The sequence below is a fragment of the Limnohabitans sp. genome (assembly GCF_040401135.1).
Taxonomy (GTDB): Bacteria; Pseudomonadota; Gammaproteobacteria; order Burkholderiales; family Burkholderiaceae_C; genus Limnohabitans.
This window is the reverse complement of sequence record NZ_JBBAOV010000014.1, coordinates 28,534-49,213: the sequence shown is the minus strand read 5'-3', so window position 1 is coordinate 49,213 and position 20,680 is coordinate 28,534. Positions and strand designations below refer to the sequence as shown.

Sequence of the window (20,680 nt, the reverse complement as noted above, 5' to 3'; positions counted from 1 at the left end):
TGCCCCAAACAAAACCTCTTTCGCCTTGTCGTCATACAAAGGCTTACGCAAATCAGCCAACACCTGAACCCCACGCTGAACGGCGGGTCGAGCGGAAATCAAATCAAACCAAGCCTTGAGGTGAGGGTAGTCGGCCCAATCAATGCCCTGGTTTTGCCAGCTGCGTAGCCACGGAAAGATGGCGATATCTGCAATGCTGTAGCTGTTGCCTGCAATGAACTTGGTTGTTTGCAGTTGCTTGTCCATCACGCCGTACAAACGTTTGGCTTCGTTGGTGTAGCGGTTGTAAGCGTATTCCACTTTCTCTGGCGCGTAGATGCGAAAGTGGTGCGCCTGACCCAACATCGGGCCAACGCCACCCATTTGAAACATCAACCATTGCAGCACTTCAAATTTGGCGCGGTCGCTCTTGGGCAAGAACTTGCCCGTCTTGGAGGCGAGGTACAACAAAATGGCGCCCGACTCAAAAAGGCTGATGGGTTTGCCATCTGGGCCGTGCGGATCGACGAGAGCCGGTATTTTGTTGTTAGGGCTGATCTTCAAAAAATCGGGCGTGAACTGGTCACCCTTGCCAATGTTGATGGGGTGTGCAAGCCAGTCGCGGCCTAAGCGCAAGCCACATTCCTCCAGCATGATGTGGACTTTGTGGCCATTGGGCGTGGCCCATGAATAAACGTCAATCATTGTTGCTCCTTAGCTGCCGCGGGTGATGGGCATTTCTATGTCTTGTGGCACTGTGGCGATGTGCCTTGCCAACTCGAGTTTAGCGATGGATTGGCGGTGCACTTCGTCAGGTCCATCCGCCAAGCGCAGCCAACGTTGCGTACAGTAAGCGTAGGCCAGAGGAAAGTCGTCCGAAATGCCCGCTGCACCATGGGCTTGGATGGCCCAGTCGATCACTTGGCTGGCCATGTTGGGTGCAATCACCTTGATCATGGCAATCTCCGCGCGAGCGTCTTTGTTGCCTACAGTGTCCATCATGTAGGCAGCTTTGAGGGTTAGCAAACGGGCTTGTTCAATCATGATGCGTGCATTGGCAATGCGCTCGTGCCACACGCCTTGGGCCGACAAAGGTTTGCCAAAGGCCACACGGCTGTTGAGGCGCTGGCACATCAGTTCTAACGCCCGTTCTGCCGCGCCAATCGAGCGCATGCAGTGGTGGATGCGGCCTGGTCCTAAACGGCCTTGGGCAATCTCAAAGCCTCGGCCTTCGCCCAGCAGCAGGTTTTCAGCAGGCACACGCACGTTGGTGAGGGTGATTTCCATGTGGCCGTGAGGCGCGTCGTCGTAGCCAAATACGCTCAAGGCGCGAACCACTTTCACGCCTGGGGTGTTGGCAGGCACAACCACCATGCTTTGTTGAGCATGCTTAGGCGCGCTGGGGTCTGTCTTGCCCATCACGATGTAGACCGCACAGCGTGGGTCGCCCGCACCAGAGCTCCACCATTTGGTCCCATTGATCACATAGTCGTTGCCCTCTCGGACGATGCTGCATTGGATGTTGGTGGCGTCTGAGGAAGCCACAGCAGGCTCGGTCATCAAAAACGCAGAGCGAATGTCGCCGCGCAACAACGGCTCAAGCCATTGCACTTTCAGTGCTTCGCTGGCATAGCGCTCAAAGGTTTCCATGTTGCCTGTGTCGGGGGCAGAAGAGTTAAATACCTCTGCAGCAAACGGTACGCGACCCATGATTTCGCAAAGAGGTGCGTATTCCAAATTGCTCAACCCATCGGGCACGCGTGGGCTGTGAGGAATGAATAAATTCCACAAACCTGCGGCGCGGGCCTTGGGTTTGAGTTCTTCCACAAGCGCTGTGGGCACCCATGCATTGCCCTTTGCGCGGTTGGCTGCAATCTCTTCAAAGAAGCGCGTTTCGTTAGGGTAAATGTGCGCGTCCATGAAGGCAAGCAGTCGAGATTGCAAGCCTTTGACTTTGTCGCTGTAATCGAAGTTCATGTGGTGTTTTCCTTGTTTTTCTTTTAGGCTTGTTGCGCAAATTTCCATGCCAGCTCTGCCATAGGGCGCGCACCTGCACCGTTGACTTTGGCTTCGTCGCTCGATGCTGTTCCGGCTTCCACGCGTTTGGCAATGCCTTGCAAAATGGCCGCGATGCGAAACATGTTGTAGGCCAGATAAAAGTTCCAGTCGGTTTTGAGGTCGGCTGGTGTGGCCAACCCTGTGCGGTCGCAATAGCGGTGGATGTTTTCGCTCTCGCTGGGGATGCCGAGTGCGGCAACGTCCACGCCGCCAATGCCCCGAAACGTGCCGGGTGGAATGTGCCAGCTCATGCACAAGTAGCTGAAGTCAGCCAGTGGGTGGCCCAGCGTTGAGAGCTCCCAATCGAGCACGGCCAACACGCGGGGTTCGGTGGGGTGAAACATCAGGTTGTCAAGGCGATAGTCACCGTGCACGATGCTTACCTTGCTGGCATCCAGTGCACTGGATGGCATGTTGGCCGGGAGCCATGCCATGAGGTGGTCCATCTCTGGAATGGGCTGTGTGACGGAGGCCACGTATTGCTTGCTCCAGCGTCCAATTTGGCGTTCAAAGTAATTGCCAGGGCGACCGTAGCTTTCGAGCCCACGTTCGACAAACTTCACCGTGTGCAGCGCGGCCATCACGCGGTTCATTTCATCGTAGATCGCAGTTCGTTCTGTGTTTGTCATGCCAGGCAAAGTTTGGTCCCACAAAACACGACCTTGCACAAATTCCATCACATAAAAAGCGCGCCCAATGATGGACTCATCTTCACACAGCACATGCATCTGGGGCACGGGCACATCGGTGCCTTGCAGGCCTTGCATGACCCTGAACTCGCGTTCAATCGCATGGGCTGATGGGAGCAGATTGGCCACAGGGCCTGGTTTGGTCCGCAGCACATAACTGCGCTTGGGCGTGATGAGTTGGTAAGTAGGGTTAGATTGCCCACCTTTGAAGGCCTCAATGGACAGTGGGCCTTCAAAGCCACGCAGATTGGCGAGCAGCCATGTGGTGAGCGCCTCCGTGTCCACGGTATGCGACGTTTGCATGAGCTGGGATGTTGTTGTCTCGTCCCGGCTCATGCGTGAGCTCCTGTCAGTGGTCGGCTTCGCTGATTTGAAGCAAAGCGTTGCGATTGCGAATGACCAAACCGCCTTGTTCGATGCGAATGGCTTGCTCGCGCTCCATGGATTTGAGTTCTTGGTTCACACGTTGACGTGAAGCTCCCAAGAGTTGGGCTAACTCTTCTTGCGCCAGGTGCAACCCAATGCGAATTTCTTGCCCATTGGCCAAGCAAGGGACGCCATAACTGCGGGCCAAGTGCAGAAGCTGCTTGGCCAAGCGCGAACGCAAGGGCAGGGTGTTGAGGTCTTCCACCAAACCGAACAGTTGGCGAATGCGACGCGCTTGTAAGCGCAACATGGCTTCGTAAAACTCCACATGTTGGCTGAGAATTTTTTGGAAGTCTGCTTTGGCAACGCAAAGAATGGTGGTCTCGCCATGTGCGTATACATCGTGTGTGCGACGGTCTCCATCCAGAATCGCCACGTCGCCAAACCAAATGCCCGGCTCCACATACGTGAAGGTGATTTGTTTGCCCGACAAAGACGTGGAGCTCACACGCACTGCGCCACGCGCACACGCCATCCACTCTTCGGCAGGGTCGCCCCGGGCGGCGATCAAGTCGCTGTCTTTGCATCGTTTGACGTAAGCGCATCGAAGAATGTCGTGTCTTAGTGAGGGTGAAAGGGTAGAGAACCAACGACCTGCGTTGATAGCCTCGCGTTCTTCGATGTTAAGAATTGGATCGTCCATAGCCTGTCTTTTGTGTGACCTGAAATTGAAAGTTTGTCACGCGCGAGACCCAATAAAAAGCGTCTTGCGCATTAAAACCATGAATGGTTTGAATTTAAATCTCAGCGCCGTACTTGTAATGCACCTGGATTCACGATATTGGTCGGTGTGCCCTTGATGAAGTTCACAACGTTTTCAAAGGCGGTACCGAAATACAGCTCGTAGCTGTCTCGCTCAACATAACCGATGTGGGGTGTGCAAATGCAGTTTTCTAAACGCAGCAGCGAATGGCCTTGCATGATGGGCTCGCTTTCAAACACATCAATGGCAGCCATGCCAGGGCGGCCACGGTTCAGTCCTGTAATCAGCGCATCTGGTTCAATTAGCTCGGCACGAGAGGTGTTCACCAGCAGCGATGTTGGTTTCATACGAGCCAAGTCAGCTTGTTTGACAATACCGCGTGTCGCATCCACCAAGCGAAGGTGCAAAGTTAGCACGTCAGACTCTTCAAAGAACGCTTCTCGAGAAGTTGCTATGTTTAAGCCATCTTTAGCGGCGCGTTCACGCGAGGCTTCGCTGCCCCACATCATCACATGCATGCCAAACGCTTTGCCGTAGCCAGCCAGCAACTCACCGGTTTTGCCATAACCCCAAATGCCCAATGTCTTGCCACGCAAGACTTGTCCCAAACCAAAGTTGGTCGGCATCGAGCCAGATTTGAGTCCCGATTGTTGCCAAGCGCCGTGCTTGAGGTTGCTAATGTATTGAGGCAGGCGACGCATGGCCGCCATGATCAATGCCCATGTCAATTCGGCGGGCGCCACAGGCGAACCAAAGCCTTCTGCCACAGCGATGCCGCGTTCAGTGCAAGTAGCCATATCAATGTGACTGCCTACCTTGCCGGTTTGAGAGATGAGTTTGAGTTTCGGTAGTTTTTCAAGCAACTGACGGTTGAGTTGCGTGCGTTCACGAATGAGAACCAGCACTTCTGCATCTTTAAGCCTAACGGACAACTGACCAACACCTTTGATGGTGTTGGTGTAAACCTTGGCGGGAAAAGCTTCTAATTTGGAGGCGCAATTGAGTTTTCGAACGACATCTTGGTAGTCGTCAAGGATGACAATATTCATCCCCCAATTGTGCCTTGTGAAATACAGGTCAGTGGCGGTTTTCGAGCTCGGCCATACGGTCGAGCTCGGCGCATACGTCCGCCATGCGGCCAGAGATGACCATGCGACCCGCATGGCTGCGGTTGTGATGTGCTTCCATGACACGCGCGACGCGCAAAGGCAGGGGGCGGCGGGTGCTTTGCAGGGCTTGCGCGGGCATGAAGCTGCGGGCCACGTTTTGCAGAGGGTTCAAGATGCGGTAGGCGCTAAAAAGTGCGAGGCTCATGGTTGTGACTTTCTTTACATCATCATGGTGTTACGGATCAGGCCGACGGCCAAACCTTCAATTTCAAAGGGCTCGCCTGGCTCGACCACGATGGTTTTGAAGTCGGGGTTTTCGGCAAGCAGCTCAATGTGGCTGGCGGTTTTGCGAAAGCGCTTGACGGTCACCTCTTCGCCCAAACGGGCCACCACGATTTGGCCGTTTTTGGCATCGCGGGAGGACTGCACTGCCAGCAAGTCTCCGTCCATGATGCCGGCGTCCCGCATGGACATGCCGCGCACACGCAGCAGGTAGTCGGGCTTGCGTTGGAACAAGCTGCTTTCGATAAAATAGGTTTGGTCCACATGCTCTTGCGCCAAGATTGGCGATCCAGCTGCCACGCGACCCACCAGTGGCAAAGAAAAACCAGAGGGCGACGCGCTGAAGATGCTTTCTTGGTAGTTGCGTTGGTTGGCACCTTTTAGGCGAATGCCGCGTGAGGTGCCGCTGACCAATTCGATGGCGCCTTTGCGAGCTAAAGCTTGCAGATGTTCCTCAGCTGCGTTGGCTGATTTGAAGCCGAGCTCGGTAGCGATTTCTGCCCGTGTAGGGGGTGAGCCGGTGTTGGCAATAGCAGTTTGGATAAGCTCCAAAATCTGCTGTTGACGGGCGGTGAGCTTTGGCATTTCGTTCATCGGTTTAACTCCTGCACAATGTGTTTTGGGAATTGCAACTGTTTGCGCATCCAGTAACTGTATTTTTAACCAGCTTTTTAAGTTTGGCAAGCTATGAATGCAAATAAAACTAAAAAAATCGTTGTTTTAGCCACAGGAGGCACGATTGCGGGGCTAGCAATTAACGCTACCAGGCCTCATGAGTACGCATCGGCCCAAGTGAGCGTGGAAAATTTGTTAAAAAACATTCATCAAAATGGCATTGAGCTGTTGAACGAGCAAGTGGCTCAAATTGACAGCAAAGACATGACGTTTGCCATTTGGCAAAGCCTATTGGGGCGTGTGGCGTTTTGGTTGGCGCAAGATGATGTGCAGGGCGTGGTCATTACCCACGGTACGGACACACTAGAGGAAACCTCCTTTTTCTTACAAACCGTTTTGCAACCGATCAAGCCCTTGGCTTTGACCTGCGCCATGCTGCCCGCCAACGTGCCAGGCAGTGACGGGCCCAGCAATCTCAATGACGCACTGTCTTGGGTGCAACAGCCAGATGCAACGGGTGTGTCGGTGGTGTGTGCAAACCAAGTGCATGCAGGCCAGGCTGTGCAAAAAAGCCATAGTCAACAGCGTAACCCGTTCACCTCGCAAATCGGCATCACTTACCCCCAAGCCTTGCGTGTGCCATCTGTAGCGCAAGTATTAGCTTGTCAGCATTGGCCACGCGTTGATGTTGTGCAAAACCATACTGGCGCTGATGGCCGCCTGGTGCGTAGTTTGATGGCACACGATGCCCCGCAGGGCTGGGTGGTATCAGGCACCGGCAACGGCACTTTGCATCACGACCTTGAAGCCGCTTTGCTTGAAGCTCAAAAGCAGGGCGCACACGTCTTACGTGCGTCGCGCTGCGCACAAGGTGGAGTGCAGTCGCGTGGGGCTGATGTGCTGCCACATGCGGGGGCATTAACGGCGGTGCAGGCACGCGTGGCTTTGTTGTTGCACTTGATTGCCCAGCAAAGATAGCCAAGATAAGCTCAAACATGAACCCAACAAAAAAGCCGCTCTACAGAGCGGCTTTTCATGGCAAAAAACGCTTGAAGCGGTTTATGCCGAGAGTGCTTGAAACGCGCGCTCTTTGATTTCTTCCACAGAACCAGTGCCGCTGATGGCGCGGTACTTGGGGGCTGCGGCGGCGTCGGTCTTGGCCCATCCCGAGTAGTAGTCCACCAGTGGGCGGGTTTGTGCGCTGTAAACGTCCAAACGCTTCTTGACGGTTTCTTCTTGGTCATCGGCGCGTTGAACCAGGGGCTCGCCTGTGACGTCATCAATGCCATCCACCTTGGGTGCGTTGAACTTGACGTGGTAGGTGCGGCCTGAGGCGGGGTGTGAACGGCGACCGCTCATGCGTTCGATGATGGCGTCAAATGGCACATCGATTTCCAACACGTACTCCAGTTTCACGCCAGCTGCTTTCATGGCATCAGCTTGAGGAATGGTGCGAGGAAAACCGTCAAACAAGAAACCTTTGGCGCAATCGTCTTGTGTGATGCGTTCTTTGACTAAGTTGATGATCAGGTCATCGCTCACCAAGCCGCCAGCATCCATTACCTTTTTGGCTTCAATGCCCAAAGGCGTGCCTGCCTTCACAGCCGCGCGCAACATATCACCGGTGGAAATTTGGGGAATGCCGTACTTTTGGCAAATGAAGGTGGCTTGTGTGCCTTTACCAGCACCGGGTGCGCCTAGCAAAATTAGTCTCATTCTTGTTCCTACTTAAATTTATACGTTTTATTACTTACGCGAGGATATCACGCGTTCGCTATCAAAAGCCTTACGCGGCCTAGCTCAGCAGAGCCCTTACCCTAGCCAAATCTTCGGGTGTGTCCACACCAGGACCGGGCGAAACCTGTGTGACATGCACCGCAATGCGGTGACCGTGCCACAGGGCTCGCAATTGTTCGAGCGACTCGGTCAGTTCCATAGGCGCTTGCGCCAACTTTGGGAATTCTCGCAAAAAGCCCACGCGGTAGCCATACAAGCCTACATGGCGCAGCGGTGCAGGAATGGGTAAGGCGGTGATGCCGCCATCGCGCCACCAAGCAATAGGTGCGCGGCTGAAATACATCGCCGTGTTACGGGCATCCAGCACCACTTTGACAACGTTGGGGTTAGTAAAGTCTTGCACACTCTCAATGGCGTGGGCGAGGGTGCTCATGCTGCAATCGCTGCGGGTTCGCAACAGGTGGGCTGCGGCGTCAATCGAAGCGGGATCAATCAGGGGCTCGTCACCTTGCACGTTGACCACTACGTCGCTGTCTTTCAGGCCGAGCAAATCACAGGCTTCGGCCAACCGGTCGCTGCCTGAGGGGTGATCGGTGCGGGTGAGCACCGCATCAATCCCGTGCGCTTGGCAGGCAACCACGACACGAGCGTCGTCGGCGGCAACCACCACGCGTGATGCAGCAGACAACTTGGCGCGTTGCGCAACGCGCACCACCATAGGTAATCCAGCAATGTCGGCCAAGGGTTTGTCGGGCAGTCGCGACGAGGCCATGCGTGCAGGAATAAGAACGCAGAACGACATTTATGCTTCTAGCTCGGCGTCGGTCAGGGGTCGGGCTTCGTTTTCAAGGAGCACGGGAATGCCGTCGCGAACGGGGTAAGCCAAGCGCGCGCTGCGTGAGACAAGCTCTTGCGTGTCGCGATTCATTTCGAGTGGGCCTTTGGTGACGGGGCAGACCAAGAGTTCAAGCAGTTTGGTATCCATGAGGAGATGATAACTTTGCGTGTTGTGCGGCTGCTAGATGCAAATCAATCGCGTCCAGCAGTTCGGTGGTTAAGGTGATTTGAAGAGGCACAGCCCATGCCTGAGGGTGGTAAGCCCAGAGCTTGACAGCGTCTTTTTCGGTACAAAACACATCGCCTTGTGAAGCGTCGATGTTCAGATGCTCGAAATCAGCGTGGTCAGCCAGTGCTAGGGTGTTGGGCACATTCATGCCTTGCTCAAGCAGCATGGCAAAGAATTTTTCGGGTTTGGCAATGCCCGCTAAAGCTTGCACGGGGGTCTGGCCCCAACTGCGAAGGGGGCGTTGTGTGCCATTGGCCTGCATGGCAAAGTCGGCTAAGTTGCGTTGCACGGCAAACTCATGGGGGCCTGAAAGGCCCGCAGTCTTCAGGACCAAACAAGGCACGTCTTGGCCACTTGTCGTGCGGCGCAAAGCCTTACGTGGCCATTCTTCACGCAGCGGGCCTGCGGGCAGTAGGTGACCGTTACCCAAACCGCGTTCGTCAAACACGCACAGATCTAGGTCGCGAGCCAGTTGCCAATGTTGCAGGCCATCGTCACACACCAGCACTTGCACATCGGGGTGCAGGGCAAGAAGCGCATGTCCTGCATCCACACGACTAGAACCCACAAATACAGGCACTTGGCAGCTTCGAAAAATCAGCAAAGGCTCATCACCCACGTCACTTGATTGGCTGTTGGTGGACACCGCCAGCGTGCGGCTAGTCTTACGCCCATAGCCGCGTGACAGCACACCCACGCTGAAGCCTTGCGCTTTTAAGTGGTTCACCAAGGCCATGGTGATGGGCGTTTTACCTACGCCACCCACCATCACATTGCCCACCACGATCACAGGCACGGGCAATGTTTCTTGTTTGTAAAACCCGCGTTGGTAGAGGGCGCGGCGAATTGCTACAAGTCCAGCAAACACCCAGCTAAGGGGTAACAAGGCGAGGGCTAAGAGTTGACCCAGTTTATTTTGGCCCCAACCGCCTTGGCCATTCCAAGCGCTCAACAAAGCGAGTGCAAATACCTCGGTCAGCCATGGGCGCAGGCCCCGCTTGCTGCTTGTATCCTGGGCGCGTATATCGCCACTGGTGCCACTGGTGCCGCAATTACCGCTGTTGCCAGTCATGCGCGTCAGTCAGCTTTGCCGACGGGCGATTGGGCAGCGAAGGTCAGTTGGTTCAAACCGTTGCGGCGGGCCGCTTCCATCACCATCATCACCGATTGATGGCTGGCCTGTGCATCTGCACTGATGATGATCATGGGGCTGTCAATGCTTTGCGTGGCTTTTGCCAGCGCTTGGCTCAGGCCCTGCACGTCACGCGTGTTGACCAAATTACGATTCACGCTGAATTGGCCTTCACTGCTGATGGACACAATCACTTCATGCGGGTGTTCTTTGGGCGCTGGGGCATCGGCCACGGGCAGGTTGAGCTGTAGCTCCGTAAACTTGCTGTAGGTGGTGGAAAGCATCAAAAAGATCACCACCACCAACAAAATGTCGATGAACGGAATCAGGTTGATCTCGGGCTCTTGGCTCTTCTCGCGGTGAAATTTCATAGCCATGGAGTTGCGCCAGTTATTTCAATCGTGCGCGCATGGCCAGCAGATGGCGCACAAAGCGCTCAGCATCCAGCTCAAAGCCAAGCACATACGCATCCACGCAGCCACGCAGGTAGCGCCAAAACATCAGGGCGGGGATGGCGATGATCAAACCAAATGCTGTGTTGTAAAGCGCAATCGAAATACCTTGTGCCAACTGCACAGGGTTGCTAGTGCCTGGTGCTTGAGAGCCAAAAATATCGATCATGCCAATGACCGTGCCGAGCAAACCCAGTAGTGGTGCGGCTGATGCAATGGTGGCCAAGGCGACCAAATACTTCTCCAGCTCATGCGCAGCTTTGCGTCCAGCAGACTCCATGCTGGAGCGCAAGTCTTCAGCGCTGATGAGCGGCTCGGCGTTTATGGCGTGTAAGCCAGAAGCCAAGATGCGACCCAGCACAGAGTGGTCGTGCAACTGCTGCATGGCCTCTTCAGAAGGCAAGTTGTCGCGCGAGGCTTTGATCGCTTGTTCCAGCAAGCCCTCTGGCGCCACCAAATGGCTGCGCAAACTCATCATGCGCTCAATGACCAAGGCCAAGGCCACGACAGAGCAGATTAAAAGGGGCCAAATCGGCCATCCAGCCGCTTGTATGATGGTGATCAAAGACAACACTCCAAAGAATTTTGTATGTCCAATTATGGCCTAGCCTTCCATCCACATAATCTGTGGATAACTTTGGGGATAAGCTTCTCTGCACCCCCGCTCAAGCCGCATGAATGGGCGGATTCATCAAATTGACTCAAAAATGAGCGCTAAAAATCTATTTAAAATCAATGACTTACTACGCCAATTGGTGATTTTGTTGATTTACAAATTTAAATGAGAGATTAAATTTTTTTGTGGATGAGTCTTTCATGCCAACCCAAGAATCGCTAGGTTTGACGCCCCGTATTTGGGCAGTTGGAGCTCTTTGCCGCGCCGTTGCTGAGGTCTTAGACAGCCGCTTTAACCCCGTGGCCGTGCGAGGGGAGATTTCAGGCTTCACGCGTGCGGCCAGCGGTCATTGCTACTTCACCCTCAAGGACGAAAGCGGGCAGCTGCGCTGCGCCATGTTCAAACGTGCCGCCCAAATGCTCGACTTTCGCCCTGTGGACGGTGAGGCGGTCGAAATTCGCGGCCGCTTGGGTGTATATGAGCCGCGAGGCGAACTGCAATTGATTGTGGAAAACATGCGTCGAGCAGGTCAGGGTGCTTGGTTTGAACAGTTTTTAAAACTCAAAGCTAGGCTTGAAGCCGAAGGTCTGTTTGACGCTGACCGCAAACGCCCCCTCAAAACCATGCCGCGCAGCATCGGCGTAGTTACCTCGCTCGGTGCAGCCGCGTTGCACGACGTGGCCACTGCCTTGCAGCGTCGTGTGCCGCACATTCCCGTGGTGCTGGCCCCGTCGCTGGTGCAAGGGCCAGACGCACCGCCTACCTTGGTGCAAGCTTTGCAGCAACTTTGCCAACTGCCCAACATGGATGTCATTTTGCTGGTGCGTGGAGGCGGTTCCATGGAAGACCTGTGGGCTTTCAATGATGAAAACTTGGCCCGTGCCATCGTCCTGAGCCCTGTGCCCATCATCAGCGGCGTGGGCCACGAGACCGACTTCACCATTGCCGACTTTTGCGCCGACCTGCGTGCACCCACCCCCACGGCTGCCGCTGAAATGTGCGCTTTGCCGCAAGCCGAGTTGTTCTCAAACCTGCAGTTGTGGGGCGCCGCAATGCAAACCATCGCGCACCGCCAACTCGACACCCAAGAGCAGCGCCTTGACCGCGCCCAAGCCCGACTGGGGCGCCCCTCAGAAAATCTGAGTCATGAAAAACTGCAACTCTTACGCCTGCAACAACGTCTGGGCCAAGCGGTACAAACCCGCAATCAGCGCTGCCAAAACGAGCTAGCCACACTTGCCAGCGGTCTTGCCCGTGGCGTGCAGCAAATCCCCGCCACGGCCCGAGAACGACTGCACCGCGCCGCATTACGTCTAGGGTTACTTGATCCGAAACTCGTCCTGCAGCGTGGTTTTGCCTGGCTCAGTGACGCCGATGGTCAAGCTGTTACTTCGGTGGCCCAAACTGCTGAAGGCCAAGCCCTCCAAGCAACCCTTGCCGACGGCGTGGTTGATTTAACCGTCGCTGCCAACCGACACATTTAGTTTTTACAATCACGTTTTTTACATAAGAGGACTTCATGGAACACACGCTCCCCGCACTGCCTTACGCCATCGACGCATTGGCCCCTCACTACAGCCAAGAAACTCTTGAGTTTCACCACGGCAAACACCACAACGCTTATGTAGTCAACTTGAACAACCTGCAAAAAGGTACCGAGTTTGAAGGCATGGCCCTCGAAGAAATCATCAAGAAGTCCAGCGGCGGCGTCTACAACAACTCAGCGCAAATCTGGAACCACACTTTCTTCTGGAACTGCATGAAGCCCCAAGGTGGCGGTGAGCCTACAGGTGCGTTGGCTACTGCCATCAACGCCAAATTCGGCAGCTACGCCGCCTTCAAAGAAGCCTTCGTCAAAAGCGCCGTGGGTAACTTTGGCTCTGGCTGGACATGGTTGGTCAAAAAGGCAGACGGCTCGGTGGACATCGTCAACATGGGCGCTGCCGGCACACCGTTGACCACAGGCGACACAGCCTTGTTGACCGTGGACGTGTGGGAACACGCTTACTACATTGACTACCGCAACATGCGTCCTAAGTTTGTTGAGACTTTCCTCGACCAACTGGTTAACTGGTCTTTCGCTGAAAGCAACTTCGCTTAATTCAGCCGGCTTTGGCGGGCTTGATGCCTGTTCAAACGTGAAAAAGCCGCCTCCTTGGGCGGCTTTTTTGTGGGTGAAAGCCTTAGGGCTTAAAAACAACGCCGATCAAGCGGCTGCCGGCCTTCAACCCTTTTTTAGCAAACCATCCTTGGTTCATTTCAAGCACAAAACGCACGGGCTTTTCAGAGCAATGCGAGTCGGTAGTTTGCGGTTTCATGTCCACCAAGTTCACAATGGTGCCGTCATCACCCACAAATGCCGCAGTTAGTGGAAGCAAGGTGTTTTTCATCCAAAAGCACTGCTTTGCTGGCTGTTCAAACACAAACAACATGCCTTCGTGAAGCGGCATCTCTTTGCGAAACATCAAGCCCATGCTGCGCTGGTCTGGCGTTTGTGCCACTTGGGTGTCAATTTGGTGCATGCCCGCTTGCAGCTTGATGCGGGGCAGGTTGGCTTGGGGTGTCTCTTGGGCCAAGGCCGAAAAAACCAAGCCAGAAAAAAATAAGGTGTGCAAAACGCGTTTCATACTTGTCACTGTATCGCAAGGGGCTGTTTCAGGTTATTCCACGCCCGATAGAATGATCCAATGTCAACGAAAAAACCAACTCCAAAAGTCCAATTACCCGACCGTGATGATGGCGGATCGGTCGTTTTAGAGCGCTTGACGCAGCGCACCAAGCCGCCGCAAATGTTTCGGGTCCTGATGCTCAACGACGATTTCACGCCCATGGAGTTTGTGGTGATGGTGTTGCAGGAGTTTTTCAGCAAAGACCGCGAACAAGCCACGCAAATCATGTTGCAAATTCACCTAGACGGAAAAGGGGTTTGCGGCATTTACAGCAAAGATGTGGCCGCTACCAAGGTGGACCAAGTGCTCGATGCCGCCCGTAAAGCTGGCCACCCGCTGCAGTGTGTGGCTGAGCCCATTGATTAAGCCTCAGCGCAAACAATACCTATCGTTTGCACTAAACAAACACACCTATTGAATAAACGGCTTTTGTTTCCATATACATTTGTATCTCAGTTGCAAGCCAGAAGGAAAACACATGATTGCCCAAGAACTTGAAGTCAGCTTGCACATGGCCTTTGTCGAGGCCCGTCAACAACGACACGAATTCATCACCGTCGAGCATTTGCTGCTCGCTTTGCTGGACAACCCCAGCGCAGCCGAAGTGCTTCGCGCTTGTTCAGCCAATATCGACGACTTGCGCAAGTCGCTCTCCAACTTCATCGCTGACAACACGCCTCAAGTGTCGGGCATTGAAGAGGTGGACACACAGCCCACGCTTGGTTTTCAGCGTGTGATCCAGCGCGCCATCATGCATGTGCAGTCCACAGGCAATGGCAAAAAAGAGGTGACCGGTGCCAATGTACTGGTGGCCATCTTTGGTGAGAAAGATTCGCATGCGGTGTATTACCTCCACCAGCAAGGCGTGACGCGCTTGGATGTGGTGAACTTCATTGCCCACGGCATCAAAAAGAGCGATCCACCTGAAGCCGTCAAAGGCAACGAAGCCACCCATACCGAGCAAGAAGAGGGCGCGACGTCTGAGAAGAACGAAAAAGCTTCGCCGCTCGAGCAGTTCACCCAAAACCTGAACCAAGCCGCCAAAGAAGGCAAGATCGATCCGCTGATTGGCCGTGAGTACGAGGTTGAACGCACGATTCAAATTTTGTGTCGTCGCCGCAAAAACAACCCACTTCTGGTAGGCGAGGCTGGCGTGGGTAAAACTGCGATTGCCGAAGGTCTGGCTTGGCGTATTACCCAAGGCGATGTGCCTGAAATTTTGGCTGAGGCTATCGTTTACTCGCTGGATATGGGCGCTTTGTTGGCGGGTACCAAATATCGTGGTGACTTTGAGCAACGCTTGAAAGGCGTGATTAAAAACCTGCAAAGCAAGCCCAATGCGATTTTGTTCATCGACGAAATTCACACGCTGATTGGTGCAGGCGCGGCTTCGGGCGGCACGTTGGATGCGTCCAACTTGCTCAAGCCTGCTTTATCCAGCGGCCAGCTCAAGTGCATTGGCGCCACTACCTTCACCGAATACCGTGGCATCTTTGAGAAAGACGCGGCGCTGAGCCGTCGTTTCCAAAAGGTGGACGTGGTCGAGCCCACAGTTCAAGAAACTGTGGACATTCTCAAAGGCCTCAAGTCGCGCTTTGAAGAGCACCACAACGTCAAGTACGCCGTGGCTGCGCTGCAAGCAGCAGCGGAGTTGAGCGCCAAATTTATCAACGACCGCCACTTGCCCGACAAGGCGATTGATGTGATTGACGAAGCCGGCGCTGCACAACGCATCATGGTGGCGTCCAAGCGTAAGAAAATTATTGGCAAGGCCGAGATTGAAGACATCGTGGCCAAGATTGCGCGCATCCCACCCGCCAACGTATCCAACGACGACCGCGGCAAGCTACAAACTCTTGAGCGCGATTTGAAGAGCGTGGTGTTCGGCCAAGACAAAGCCCTCGAGGTATTGGCCTCATCGGTCAAGATGGCCCGCTCAGGCCTCGGCAAAGCCGACAAGCCAATTGGTGCTTTCTTGTTCAGCGGCCCCACAGGCGTGGGCAAGACCGAAGCGGCCAAGCAGTTGGCCTACATCATGGGCATTGACCTGATTCGCTTTGATATGTCTGAGTACATGGAGCGCCACGCGGTGAGCCGCCTCATTGGCGCACCTCCTGGCTATGTGGGCTTTGACCAAGGCGGCTTGCTGACCGAAGCTGTGACCAAGAAGCCGCATTGCGTGTTGTTGCTAGACGAGATTGAAAAAGCCCATCCCGACATCTTCAACGTGTTGTTGCAGGTGATGGACCACGGCACGCTGACCGACAACAACGGCCGCAAGGCAGACTTCCGCAACGTCATTCTTATCATGACGACCAACGCGGGCGCCGAGACCATGAACAAGGCCACCATTGGCTTTACCAACCCGCGAGCGGCGGGCGATGAAATGGGCGATATCAAGCGCTTGTTCACGCCAGAGTTCCGCAACCGTTTGGATGCCATTGTGGGCTTCAAGGCTTTGGACGAGAACGTCATCATGCGCGTGGTCGACAAGTTCTTGTTGCAACTAGAAGGCCAGTTGACCGAGAAGAAAGTCGACGTCACCTTCAGCGATGCGCTGCGCAAGCACTTGGCCAAAAAGGGTTTCGATCCGCTCATGGGCGCACGTCCGATGCAACGCCTTATTCAAGACACGATTCGCAAGGCCTTGGCCGACGAGCTGCTGTTTGGTCGCCTCATCGACGGTGGCCGCTTGAGCGTGGACATCGACGACAAGGACGAAGTGTTGCTCGACATCACACCTTTGCCTAAGAAGGAAAAGGCCGCGAAGGGCGAGCAAGCGGCTTCAGAAGAGTCTGCAGCGAGCTAAGGTTGCTCTGCTTAGCTTAGCTTAGCGCCTGCGCCCACCCAAAATACTGCCCATCACGCCGCGCACAATTTCGCGACCCACGGTTGATCCGATGTTGCGCACGGCAGACTTGACCATCATTTGTGCCAAGCCTTGTCGCTGACCACCACGCGGGCCGGTGGAGCCAAACAGGGCCTCGCCTAAGCCCGACAACACTTGGTCAGTGACGGTGGTTTGCGCGGGCGATTGTCCAGCAGCATCTGGGGATGAATTGGCAGGAGATGTACCAGTCGCACTGTTAGCCACCGAATTGCCGGCTGCAGCGGCAGAACCTTTGAGGCGCTCATAAGCCGACTCACGGTCTAGCGTCTGTTCGTACACCCCCGCCACGAGCGAATTGGCCAACAACGCTTGGCGTTGCTCTGGCGTGATGGGCCCGAGTTGGCTGCCGGGCAGTAACACATACACCTGTTCGGTCTCGCTTGGCCGGCCTTTGGCGTCTAGCAAGCTAACCAAGGCTTCGCCTACCCCCAACTCGGTGATGGCTTTTTCAATATCCAGTCCGGCCTTGCCACGCATGGTTTGGGCAGTGGCTTTGACGGCTTTTTGATCGCGTGGGGTAAAAGCACGCAAGGCATGTTGCACGCGGTTGCCCAGCTGGCCCAGCACGGTTTCTGGCACGTCCAGTGGGTTTTGGGTGACAAAGTACACGCCCACCCCTTTAGAACGGATCAGGCGCACCAGCAGCTCAATGCGCTCAATTAACACTTTGGGCGCCTCGTTGAACAGCAAGTGCGCTTCATCAAAGAAGAACACCATCTTAGGTTTGTCGACGTCGCCAACTTCAGGCAGTTGCTCAAATAGCTCCGAGAGCATCCACAGCAAGAACGTACCGTACAAGCGGGGGGCGTTCATGAGTTTGTCTGCGGCCAATAAATTGATGACGCCCATGCCTTTGGCATCGGTTTGCATAAAGTCTTGGATGTTGAGCATGGGCTCGCCAAAAAACGAGTCGCCGCCTTGTGACTCAATTTCTAGCAAGGCACGTTGAATCGCGCCAATGCTGGCGGCGCTGACGTTGCCGTATTGGGTGGTGAAGTCGCGGGCGTGTTCGCCCACATGTTGCAGCATGGCGCGCAGGTCTTTGAGGTCCAGCAGCAGCAAGCCTTGATCGTCTGCAATTTTGAAGACCATGTTGAGCACGCCGGCTTGGGTGTCGTTCAAATTGAGCATGCGGCCCAGCAACAGCGGCCCCATGTCGGTGATAGTGGCGCGCACGGGGTGCCCTGTTTTACCAAACACGTCCCACAAGGTGGTGGGGCAAGCGAGTGGGGTTGGCATGGGTACACCCCGCTCTTGCAGCGATGCAGCCAGCTTTGGGGGCACGGCTCCGTGCTGGCTGATACCAGCCAAGTCGCCTTTGACGTCGGCCATGAACACGGGAACACCGATTTTGGAAAAGCCTTCGGCCAGTGTTTGCAGCGTTACGGTCTTGCCCGTGCCGGTTGCGCCTGTGATGAGCCCATGACGGTTGGCCAAGGCTGGCAACATGTGGCATTCGGTAGTCTTATGCAGCGCAATCAGCATTGGTTCAGCCATAAAAAGTTCTCCATCACTTGAAAAAGTAAAATAACCAGATAAGGTTAATTCAAATCACGAGGATTTTTGATGGCAGGCCACAGTAAATGGGCAAATATTCAGCACCGCAAAGGGCGGCAAGACGAGAAACGCGGCAAGATTTGGACGCGCATCACGCGTGAAATCATTGTCTCTGCCCGCTTGGGCGGCGGCGACCTGAGCCTCAACCCCCGCCTGCGCTTGGCCATTGAAAAAGCCAAGGCGGCCAACATGCCCGCCGACAACATCAAGCGCAACGTCGACAAAGCCACAGGCAACCTTGACGGTGTGGTGTACGAAGAAATTCGCTATGAAGGCTACGGTGTTGGCGGAGCCGCCATCATCGTGGACACCATGACCGACAACCGCGTGCGCACCGTGGCAGAGGTACGCTTTGCCTTCAGCAAAAACGGCGGCAACATGGGCACTGAAGGCTCGGTTGCGTTTCAATTTAAGCATTGCGGGCAACTGGTGTTTGCACCGGGCAGCCATGAAGACCAAATTATGGAAATCGCTCTGGAAGCGGGCGCGGACGATGTGATGACCGATGACGACGGCGCGATTGAAGTGCTGACACCACCTGCCAGCTTTGAGGCTGTCAAAAACGCTTTGGACGCAGCGGGCCTCAAGCCCGAAGTGGCCGAGGTGACTTACCGTGCAGACAACACCATCGAAGTCGAGGGTGATGACGCTGCGAAGATGCAAAAACTTTTGGACGCCCTAGAAGACCTTGACGATGTGCAAGAGGTCTTTCACAACGCAGCACTATGAACGTATTAATTATTGGCGGCGGTGGCCGTGAGCACGCTTTGGCGTGGAAGATTGCCCAATCCAACAAGGTGCAAAAAGTGTTTGTGGCTCCCGGTAACGGCGGCACAGCTCGCGACAAGCGATTGGACAACATGGACATCACCGATGTCAAAGCCCTGCGTGAATTTGCGCAAAGCCAGGGTGTGGAGCTAACCGTGGTTGGCCCCGAAACCCCATTGGCAGCCGGTGTGGTGGACGAGTTCCGAGCACACGGCCTACGCATTTTTGGCCCGACCCAAGCAGCGGCGCAACTGGAAAGCTCCAAGGCCTTCAGCAAGGCCTTCATGAAGCGCCACAACATTCCAACCGCCGATTACGACACCTTCACCGACGCACAGGCCGCGCACGACTACGTGAACGCCAAAGGTGCACCGATTGTGGTGAAGGCCGATGGTTTGGCTGCAGGCAAGGGCGTGGTGGTGGCGATGACTGCTGCCGAGGCGCACGAAGCGATTGACTTCATGTTGCAGGGCAACACCTTCGGTGTGAGCCACAACGAGGGTGAGGATGGACAGGCTTTGCCGCGCGTGGTGATTGAAGAGTTTTTGCAAGGCGAAGAAGCCAGCTTCATTGTGATGTGCGACGGCAAAACCGTGTTGCCATTGGCCACCAGTCAAGACCACAAACGCTTGCTCGATGCAGACCTAGGCCCCAACACCGGTGGCATGGGCGCGTATTCGCCAGCCCCCGTGGTGACGCCCGAGGTTCACGCTCGCGCCATGCGCGAAATCATCTTGCCCACGATCAAGGGCATGGAAAAAGACGGTATTCCTTTTACTGGCTTTTTGTACGCGGGCTTGATGATTGACCGCCAAGGCCAAGTCAAAACTCTCGAGTTCAACTGCCGCATGGGCGACCCCGAAACCCAGCCCATCATGGCGCGTCTAAAAACTGATTTGGTCGATGTGTTGCTGGCGGCGACGGCCACCAACGCCGAAGCCCGTTTTGACGACTTCGAGCTCGAGTGGGACCGCCGCACCGCCATTGGCGTGGTGTTGGCCGCGCATGGCTATCCCATGAACCCACGCAAGGGAGATGTCATTTCTGGTTTGCCACAAGACACCGACGATGTGGTGGTGTTCCACGCGGGCACACAAATGAAAGACGGTCATGTTTGCACCAGCGGTGGCCGCGTGTTTTGCGTAACAGCTTTGGGCGGCACCTTGAAGTTGGCGCAGCAGCAGGCGTATGACGCCATCAAGGGCATTCACTTTGATGGCATGCAGTACCGCAATGACATTGGCCATCGCGCGTTGTCACGCTGAGATGAGCGCCGAATTCACCACCCCCATGCCCGTGCCTTGCAAGCCTCAAGCTTGGGCGGCATGGCTCGTTAAGTTAATGGGCTGGAAAATAGAGTTTGATGGCCTACCCACTAAGCAAGGTGTGCTGATTGGCTACCCACACACCAGCAACTGGGACTTCATCACCATGATGCCTGTCAAATGGGCGGTGGGGTTGCCCATACAGTTTTTTGCCAAAGATAGCCTGTTTCGCATTCCGCTATTTGGCCGCTGGATTCGCTTTATTGGTGCAGTGCCGATTGACCGCTCATCCGCCAAAGGCGTCGTGGGCGAGATGGTCGATGCGCTTAAAACGCACAAACAAAACGACGAAATGCTATGGATCGCTCTGTCGCCCGAAGGGACGCGCAAGCTGACAGATGGCTGGCGCAGCGGCTTTTACCAATTGGCTTTAGGCGCCGACGTGCCCTTGTGCATGTTGCGGATTGACTACGGTAAAAAAGTGGCAAAGATCACCGACTTCATGCGTTTGACAGGCGATGTACAAGCCGACTACGCTCACATCGTCAAAGTGTATAAGGGCGTGCAGGGTTTCCACGTGAACCAAGCTTCACCCATTCGGCCTCTGCCCACTAGAAAGTCGTTGGCGAGCGACACAATGCAGTCCCACCAGCACATACCTTGACAA

At 55.1% G+C, this 20,680-nt stretch carries 23 protein-coding genes; 8 read left to right on the top strand and 15 right to left on the bottom strand.

Annotated elements, in window-relative coordinates; genetic code table 11:
• From ABWP81_RS05865 to lexA, 7 genes are all read right to left on the bottom strand, one after another.
• Window positions 1-684: glutathione binding-like protein (locus ABWP81_RS05865; RefSeq protein ID WP_353140238.1), on the bottom strand; the 684-nt coding region annotated here is incomplete at its 3' end.
• 9 nt (window positions 685-693) lie between these two features.
• The gene (locus ABWP81_RS05860; protein WP_353140236.1) at window positions 694-1,956 is read right to left on the bottom strand and encodes an acyl-CoA dehydrogenase family protein; all 1,263 of its coding nucleotides are present in this window, start codon (window positions 1,954-1,956) and stop codon (window positions 694-696) included.
• Window positions 1,957-1,979: 23 nt separating this feature from the next.
• Window positions 1,980-3,062, bottom strand: a complete 1,083-nt coding sequence (locus tag ABWP81_RS05855) for a phosphotransferase (protein WP_502905514.1) — start codon at window positions 3,060-3,062, stop codon at window positions 1,980-1,982.
• A 13-nt stretch (window positions 3,063-3,075) separates the two neighbouring features.
• Window positions 3,076-3,795 carry a Crp/Fnr family transcriptional regulator gene (locus tag ABWP81_RS05850; RefSeq protein ID WP_353133546.1) on the bottom strand — a complete coding sequence of 240 codons (720 nt, stop codon included), beginning with the start codon at window positions 3,793-3,795 and terminating at the stop codon, window positions 3,076-3,078.
• Between the two features lie 101 nt (window positions 3,796-3,896).
• Complete coding sequence (locus ABWP81_RS05845) at window positions 3,897-4,904, bottom strand: D-2-hydroxyacid dehydrogenase family protein (RefSeq protein WP_353140234.1); 1,008 nt, start codon at window positions 4,902-4,904, stop codon at window positions 3,897-3,899.
• A 28-nt stretch (window positions 4,905-4,932) separates the two neighbouring features.
• On the bottom strand, window positions 4,933-5,169 hold the full coding sequence (locus ABWP81_RS05840; protein ID WP_353133552.1) for a hypothetical protein: 237 nt from the start codon (window positions 5,167-5,169) through the stop codon (window positions 4,933-4,935).
• 14 nt (window positions 5,170-5,183) lie between these two features.
• Window positions 5,184-5,840 (bottom strand): transcriptional repressor LexA, encoded by a 657-nt coding sequence (gene lexA / locus ABWP81_RS05835; RefSeq protein ID WP_353140232.1) that lies wholly within the window; start codon window positions 5,838-5,840, stop codon window positions 5,184-5,186.
• A 93-nt stretch (window positions 5,841-5,933) separates the two neighbouring features.
• On the opposite strand from lexA, the gene ABWP81_RS05830 reads away from it, so the two are divergent.
• Window positions 5,934-6,839 (top strand): asparaginase, encoded by a 906-nt coding sequence (locus ABWP81_RS05830; protein WP_353140230.1) that lies wholly within the window; start codon window positions 5,934-5,936, stop codon window positions 6,837-6,839.
• An 81-nt stretch (window positions 6,840-6,920) separates the two neighbouring features.
• Here ABWP81_RS05830 and adk read toward each other — a convergent pair whose 3' ends face one another.
• The 6 genes from adk to ABWP81_RS05800 all read right to left on the bottom strand — a co-directional run bounded on the left by adk (window position 6,921) and on the right by ABWP81_RS05800 (window position 10,813).
• Entirely contained in the window at window positions 6,921-7,577 is a 657-nt protein-coding gene (gene adk, locus ABWP81_RS05825; RefSeq protein ID WP_353133561.1) for an adenylate kinase, read from the bottom strand.
• A 79-nt stretch (window positions 7,578-7,656) separates the two neighbouring features.
• Entirely contained in the window at window positions 7,657-8,400 is a 744-nt protein-coding gene (gene kdsB / locus ABWP81_RS05820; RefSeq protein ID WP_353140228.1) for a 3-deoxy-manno-octulosonate cytidylyltransferase, read from the bottom strand.
• Entirely contained in the window at window positions 8,401-8,583 is a 183-nt protein-coding gene (locus tag ABWP81_RS05815; RefSeq protein ID WP_353133567.1) for a Trm112 family protein, read from the bottom strand.
• Window positions 8,564-9,736, bottom strand: coding sequence for a tetraacyldisaccharide 4'-kinase (gene lpxK, locus ABWP81_RS05810; RefSeq protein ID WP_353140226.1), 1,173 nt, complete (start codon window positions 9,734-9,736; stop codon window positions 8,564-8,566). The genes ABWP81_RS05815 and lpxK overlap by 20 nt, the downstream gene beginning before the upstream one ends.
• Window positions 9,737-9,741: 5 nt before the next feature.
• On the bottom strand, window positions 9,742-10,167 hold the full coding sequence (locus ABWP81_RS05805) for an ExbD/TolR family protein (protein WP_353140240.1): 426 nt from the start codon (window positions 10,165-10,167) through the stop codon (window positions 9,742-9,744).
• 19 nt (window positions 10,168-10,186) lie between these two features.
• Window positions 10,187-10,813, bottom strand: coding sequence for a MotA/TolQ/ExbB proton channel family protein (locus ABWP81_RS05800; RefSeq protein ID WP_353140224.1), 627 nt, complete (start codon window positions 10,811-10,813; stop codon window positions 10,187-10,189).
• A 251-nt stretch (window positions 10,814-11,064) separates the two neighbouring features.
• On the opposite strand from ABWP81_RS05800, the gene xseA reads away from it, so the two are divergent.
• The gene (gene xseA, locus ABWP81_RS05795; protein ID WP_353140222.1) at window positions 11,065-12,348 is read left to right on the top strand and encodes an exodeoxyribonuclease VII large subunit; all 1,284 of its coding nucleotides are present in this window, start codon (window positions 11,065-11,067) and stop codon (window positions 12,346-12,348) included.
• Between the two features lie 35 nt (window positions 12,349-12,383).
• Window positions 12,384-12,965, top strand: coding sequence for a superoxide dismutase (locus tag ABWP81_RS05790; protein WP_353133579.1), 582 nt, complete (start codon window positions 12,384-12,386; stop codon window positions 12,963-12,965).
• A gap of 82 nt (window positions 12,966-13,047) precedes the next feature.
• Here the strand turns inward: ABWP81_RS05790 and ABWP81_RS05785 are convergent, their stop codons facing one another.
• Window positions 13,048-13,491 (bottom strand): DUF192 domain-containing protein, encoded by a 444-nt coding sequence (locus ABWP81_RS05785; protein WP_353140220.1) that lies wholly within the window; start codon window positions 13,489-13,491, stop codon window positions 13,048-13,050.
• A gap of 60 nt (window positions 13,492-13,551) precedes the next feature.
• Here ABWP81_RS05785 and clpS point away from each other — a divergent pair, with 60 nt between their 5' ends.
• Complete coding sequence (gene clpS / locus ABWP81_RS05780; RefSeq protein WP_353133585.1) at window positions 13,552-13,899, top strand: ATP-dependent Clp protease adapter ClpS; 348 nt, start codon at window positions 13,552-13,554, stop codon at window positions 13,897-13,899.
• A 112-nt stretch (window positions 13,900-14,011) separates the two neighbouring features.
• On the top strand, window positions 14,012-16,342 hold the full coding sequence (gene clpA, locus ABWP81_RS05775) for an ATP-dependent Clp protease ATP-binding subunit ClpA (RefSeq protein ID WP_353140218.1): 2,331 nt from the start codon (window positions 14,012-14,014) through the stop codon (window positions 16,340-16,342).
• A gap of 21 nt (window positions 16,343-16,363) precedes the next feature.
• Here clpA and ABWP81_RS05770 read toward each other — a convergent pair whose 3' ends face one another.
• Entirely contained in the window at window positions 16,364-17,920 is a 1,557-nt protein-coding gene (locus tag ABWP81_RS05770; protein ID WP_353140216.1) for a helicase HerA-like domain-containing protein, read from the bottom strand.
• Window positions 17,921-17,989: 69 nt separating this feature from the next.
• On the opposite strand from ABWP81_RS05770, the gene ABWP81_RS05765 reads away from it, so the two are divergent.
• The 3 genes from ABWP81_RS05765 to ABWP81_RS05755 are packed head-to-tail and all read left to right on the top strand — an operon-like array spanning window position 17,990 to window position 20,677.
• Window positions 17,990-18,709, top strand: coding sequence for a YebC/PmpR family DNA-binding transcriptional regulator (locus ABWP81_RS05765; RefSeq protein ID WP_353133594.1), 720 nt, complete (start codon window positions 17,990-17,992; stop codon window positions 18,707-18,709).
• A complete protein-coding gene (gene purD, locus ABWP81_RS05760) occupies window positions 18,706-20,013 on the top strand; it encodes a phosphoribosylamine--glycine ligase (protein WP_353140214.1) in 1,308 nt (435 codons plus the stop codon). Before ABWP81_RS05765 ends, purD begins: the two co-directional genes overlap by 4 nt.
• Window positions 19,982-20,677 carry a 1-acyl-sn-glycerol-3-phosphate acyltransferase gene (locus ABWP81_RS05755; protein WP_353140212.1) on the top strand — a complete coding sequence of 232 codons (696 nt, stop codon included), beginning with the start codon at window positions 19,982-19,984 and terminating at the stop codon, window positions 20,675-20,677. The genes purD and ABWP81_RS05755 overlap by 32 nt, the downstream gene beginning before the upstream one ends.
• Window positions 20,678-20,680 lie beyond the last annotated feature (3 nt).

What these genes read in the sequence shown, in the direction of transcription:
- ABWP81_RS05860 (WP_353140236.1), bottom strand. Translation starts at nt 1,956, where the DNA reads ATGAACTTCGATTACAGCGACAAAGTCAAAGGCTTGCAATCTCGACTG.
- ABWP81_RS05855 (WP_502905514.1), bottom strand. Translation starts at nt 3,062, where the DNA reads ATGAGCCGGGACGAGACAACAACATCCCAGCTCATGCAAACGTCGCAT.
- ABWP81_RS05850 (WP_353133546.1), bottom strand. Translation starts at nt 3,795, where the DNA reads ATGGACGATCCAATTCTTAACATCGAAGAACGCGAGGCTATCAACGCA.
- ABWP81_RS05845 (WP_353140234.1), bottom strand. Translation starts at nt 4,904, where the DNA reads ATGAATATTGTCATCCTTGACGACTACCAAGATGTCGTTCGAAAACTC.
- ABWP81_RS05840 (WP_353133552.1), bottom strand. Translation starts at nt 5,169, where the DNA reads ATGAGCCTCGCACTTTTTAGCGCCTACCGCATCTTGAACCCTCTGCAA.
- lexA (WP_353140232.1), bottom strand. Translation starts at nt 5,840, where the DNA reads ATGAACGAAATGCCAAAGCTCACCGCCCGTCAACAGCAGATTTTGGAG.
- ABWP81_RS05830 (WP_353140230.1), top strand. Translation starts at nt 5,934, where the DNA reads ATGAATGCAAATAAAACTAAAAAAATCGTTGTTTTAGCCACAGGAGGC.
- adk (WP_353133561.1), bottom strand. Translation starts at nt 7,577, where the DNA reads ATGAGACTAATTTTGCTAGGCGCACCCGGTGCTGGTAAAGGCACACAA.
- kdsB (WP_353140228.1), bottom strand. Translation starts at nt 8,400, where the DNA reads ATGTCGTTCTGCGTTCTTATTCCTGCACGCATGGCCTCGTCGCGACTG.
- ABWP81_RS05815 (WP_353133567.1), bottom strand. Translation starts at nt 8,583, where the DNA reads ATGGATACCAAACTGCTTGAACTCTTGGTCTGCCCCGTCACCAAAGGC.
- lpxK (WP_353140226.1), bottom strand. Translation starts at nt 9,736, where the DNA reads ATGACTGGCAACAGCGGTAATTGCGGCACCAGTGGCACCAGTGGCGAT.
- ABWP81_RS05805 (WP_353140240.1), bottom strand. Translation starts at nt 10,167, where the DNA reads ATGAAATTTCACCGCGAGAAGAGCCAAGAGCCCGAGATCAACCTGATT.
- xseA (WP_353140222.1), top strand. Translation starts at nt 11,065, where the DNA reads ATGCCAACCCAAGAATCGCTAGGTTTGACGCCCCGTATTTGGGCAGTT.
- ABWP81_RS05790 (WP_353133579.1), top strand. Translation starts at nt 12,384, where the DNA reads ATGGAACACACGCTCCCCGCACTGCCTTACGCCATCGACGCATTGGCC.
- ABWP81_RS05785 (WP_353140220.1), bottom strand. Translation starts at nt 13,491, where the DNA reads ATGAAACGCGTTTTGCACACCTTATTTTTTTCTGGCTTGGTTTTTTCG.
- clpS (WP_353133585.1), top strand. Translation starts at nt 13,552, where the DNA reads ATGTCAACGAAAAAACCAACTCCAAAAGTCCAATTACCCGACCGTGAT.
- clpA (WP_353140218.1), top strand. Translation starts at nt 14,012, where the DNA reads ATGATTGCCCAAGAACTTGAAGTCAGCTTGCACATGGCCTTTGTCGAG.
- ABWP81_RS05770 (WP_353140216.1), bottom strand. Translation starts at nt 17,920, where the DNA reads ATGGCTGAACCAATGCTGATTGCGCTGCATAAGACTACCGAATGCCAC.
- ABWP81_RS05765 (WP_353133594.1), top strand. Translation starts at nt 17,990, where the DNA reads ATGGCAGGCCACAGTAAATGGGCAAATATTCAGCACCGCAAAGGGCGG.
- purD (WP_353140214.1), top strand. Translation starts at nt 18,706, where the DNA reads ATGAACGTATTAATTATTGGCGGCGGTGGCCGTGAGCACGCTTTGGCG.
- ABWP81_RS05755 (WP_353140212.1), top strand. Translation starts at nt 19,982, where the DNA reads ATGACATTGGCCATCGCGCGTTGTCACGCTGAGATGAGCGCCGAATTC.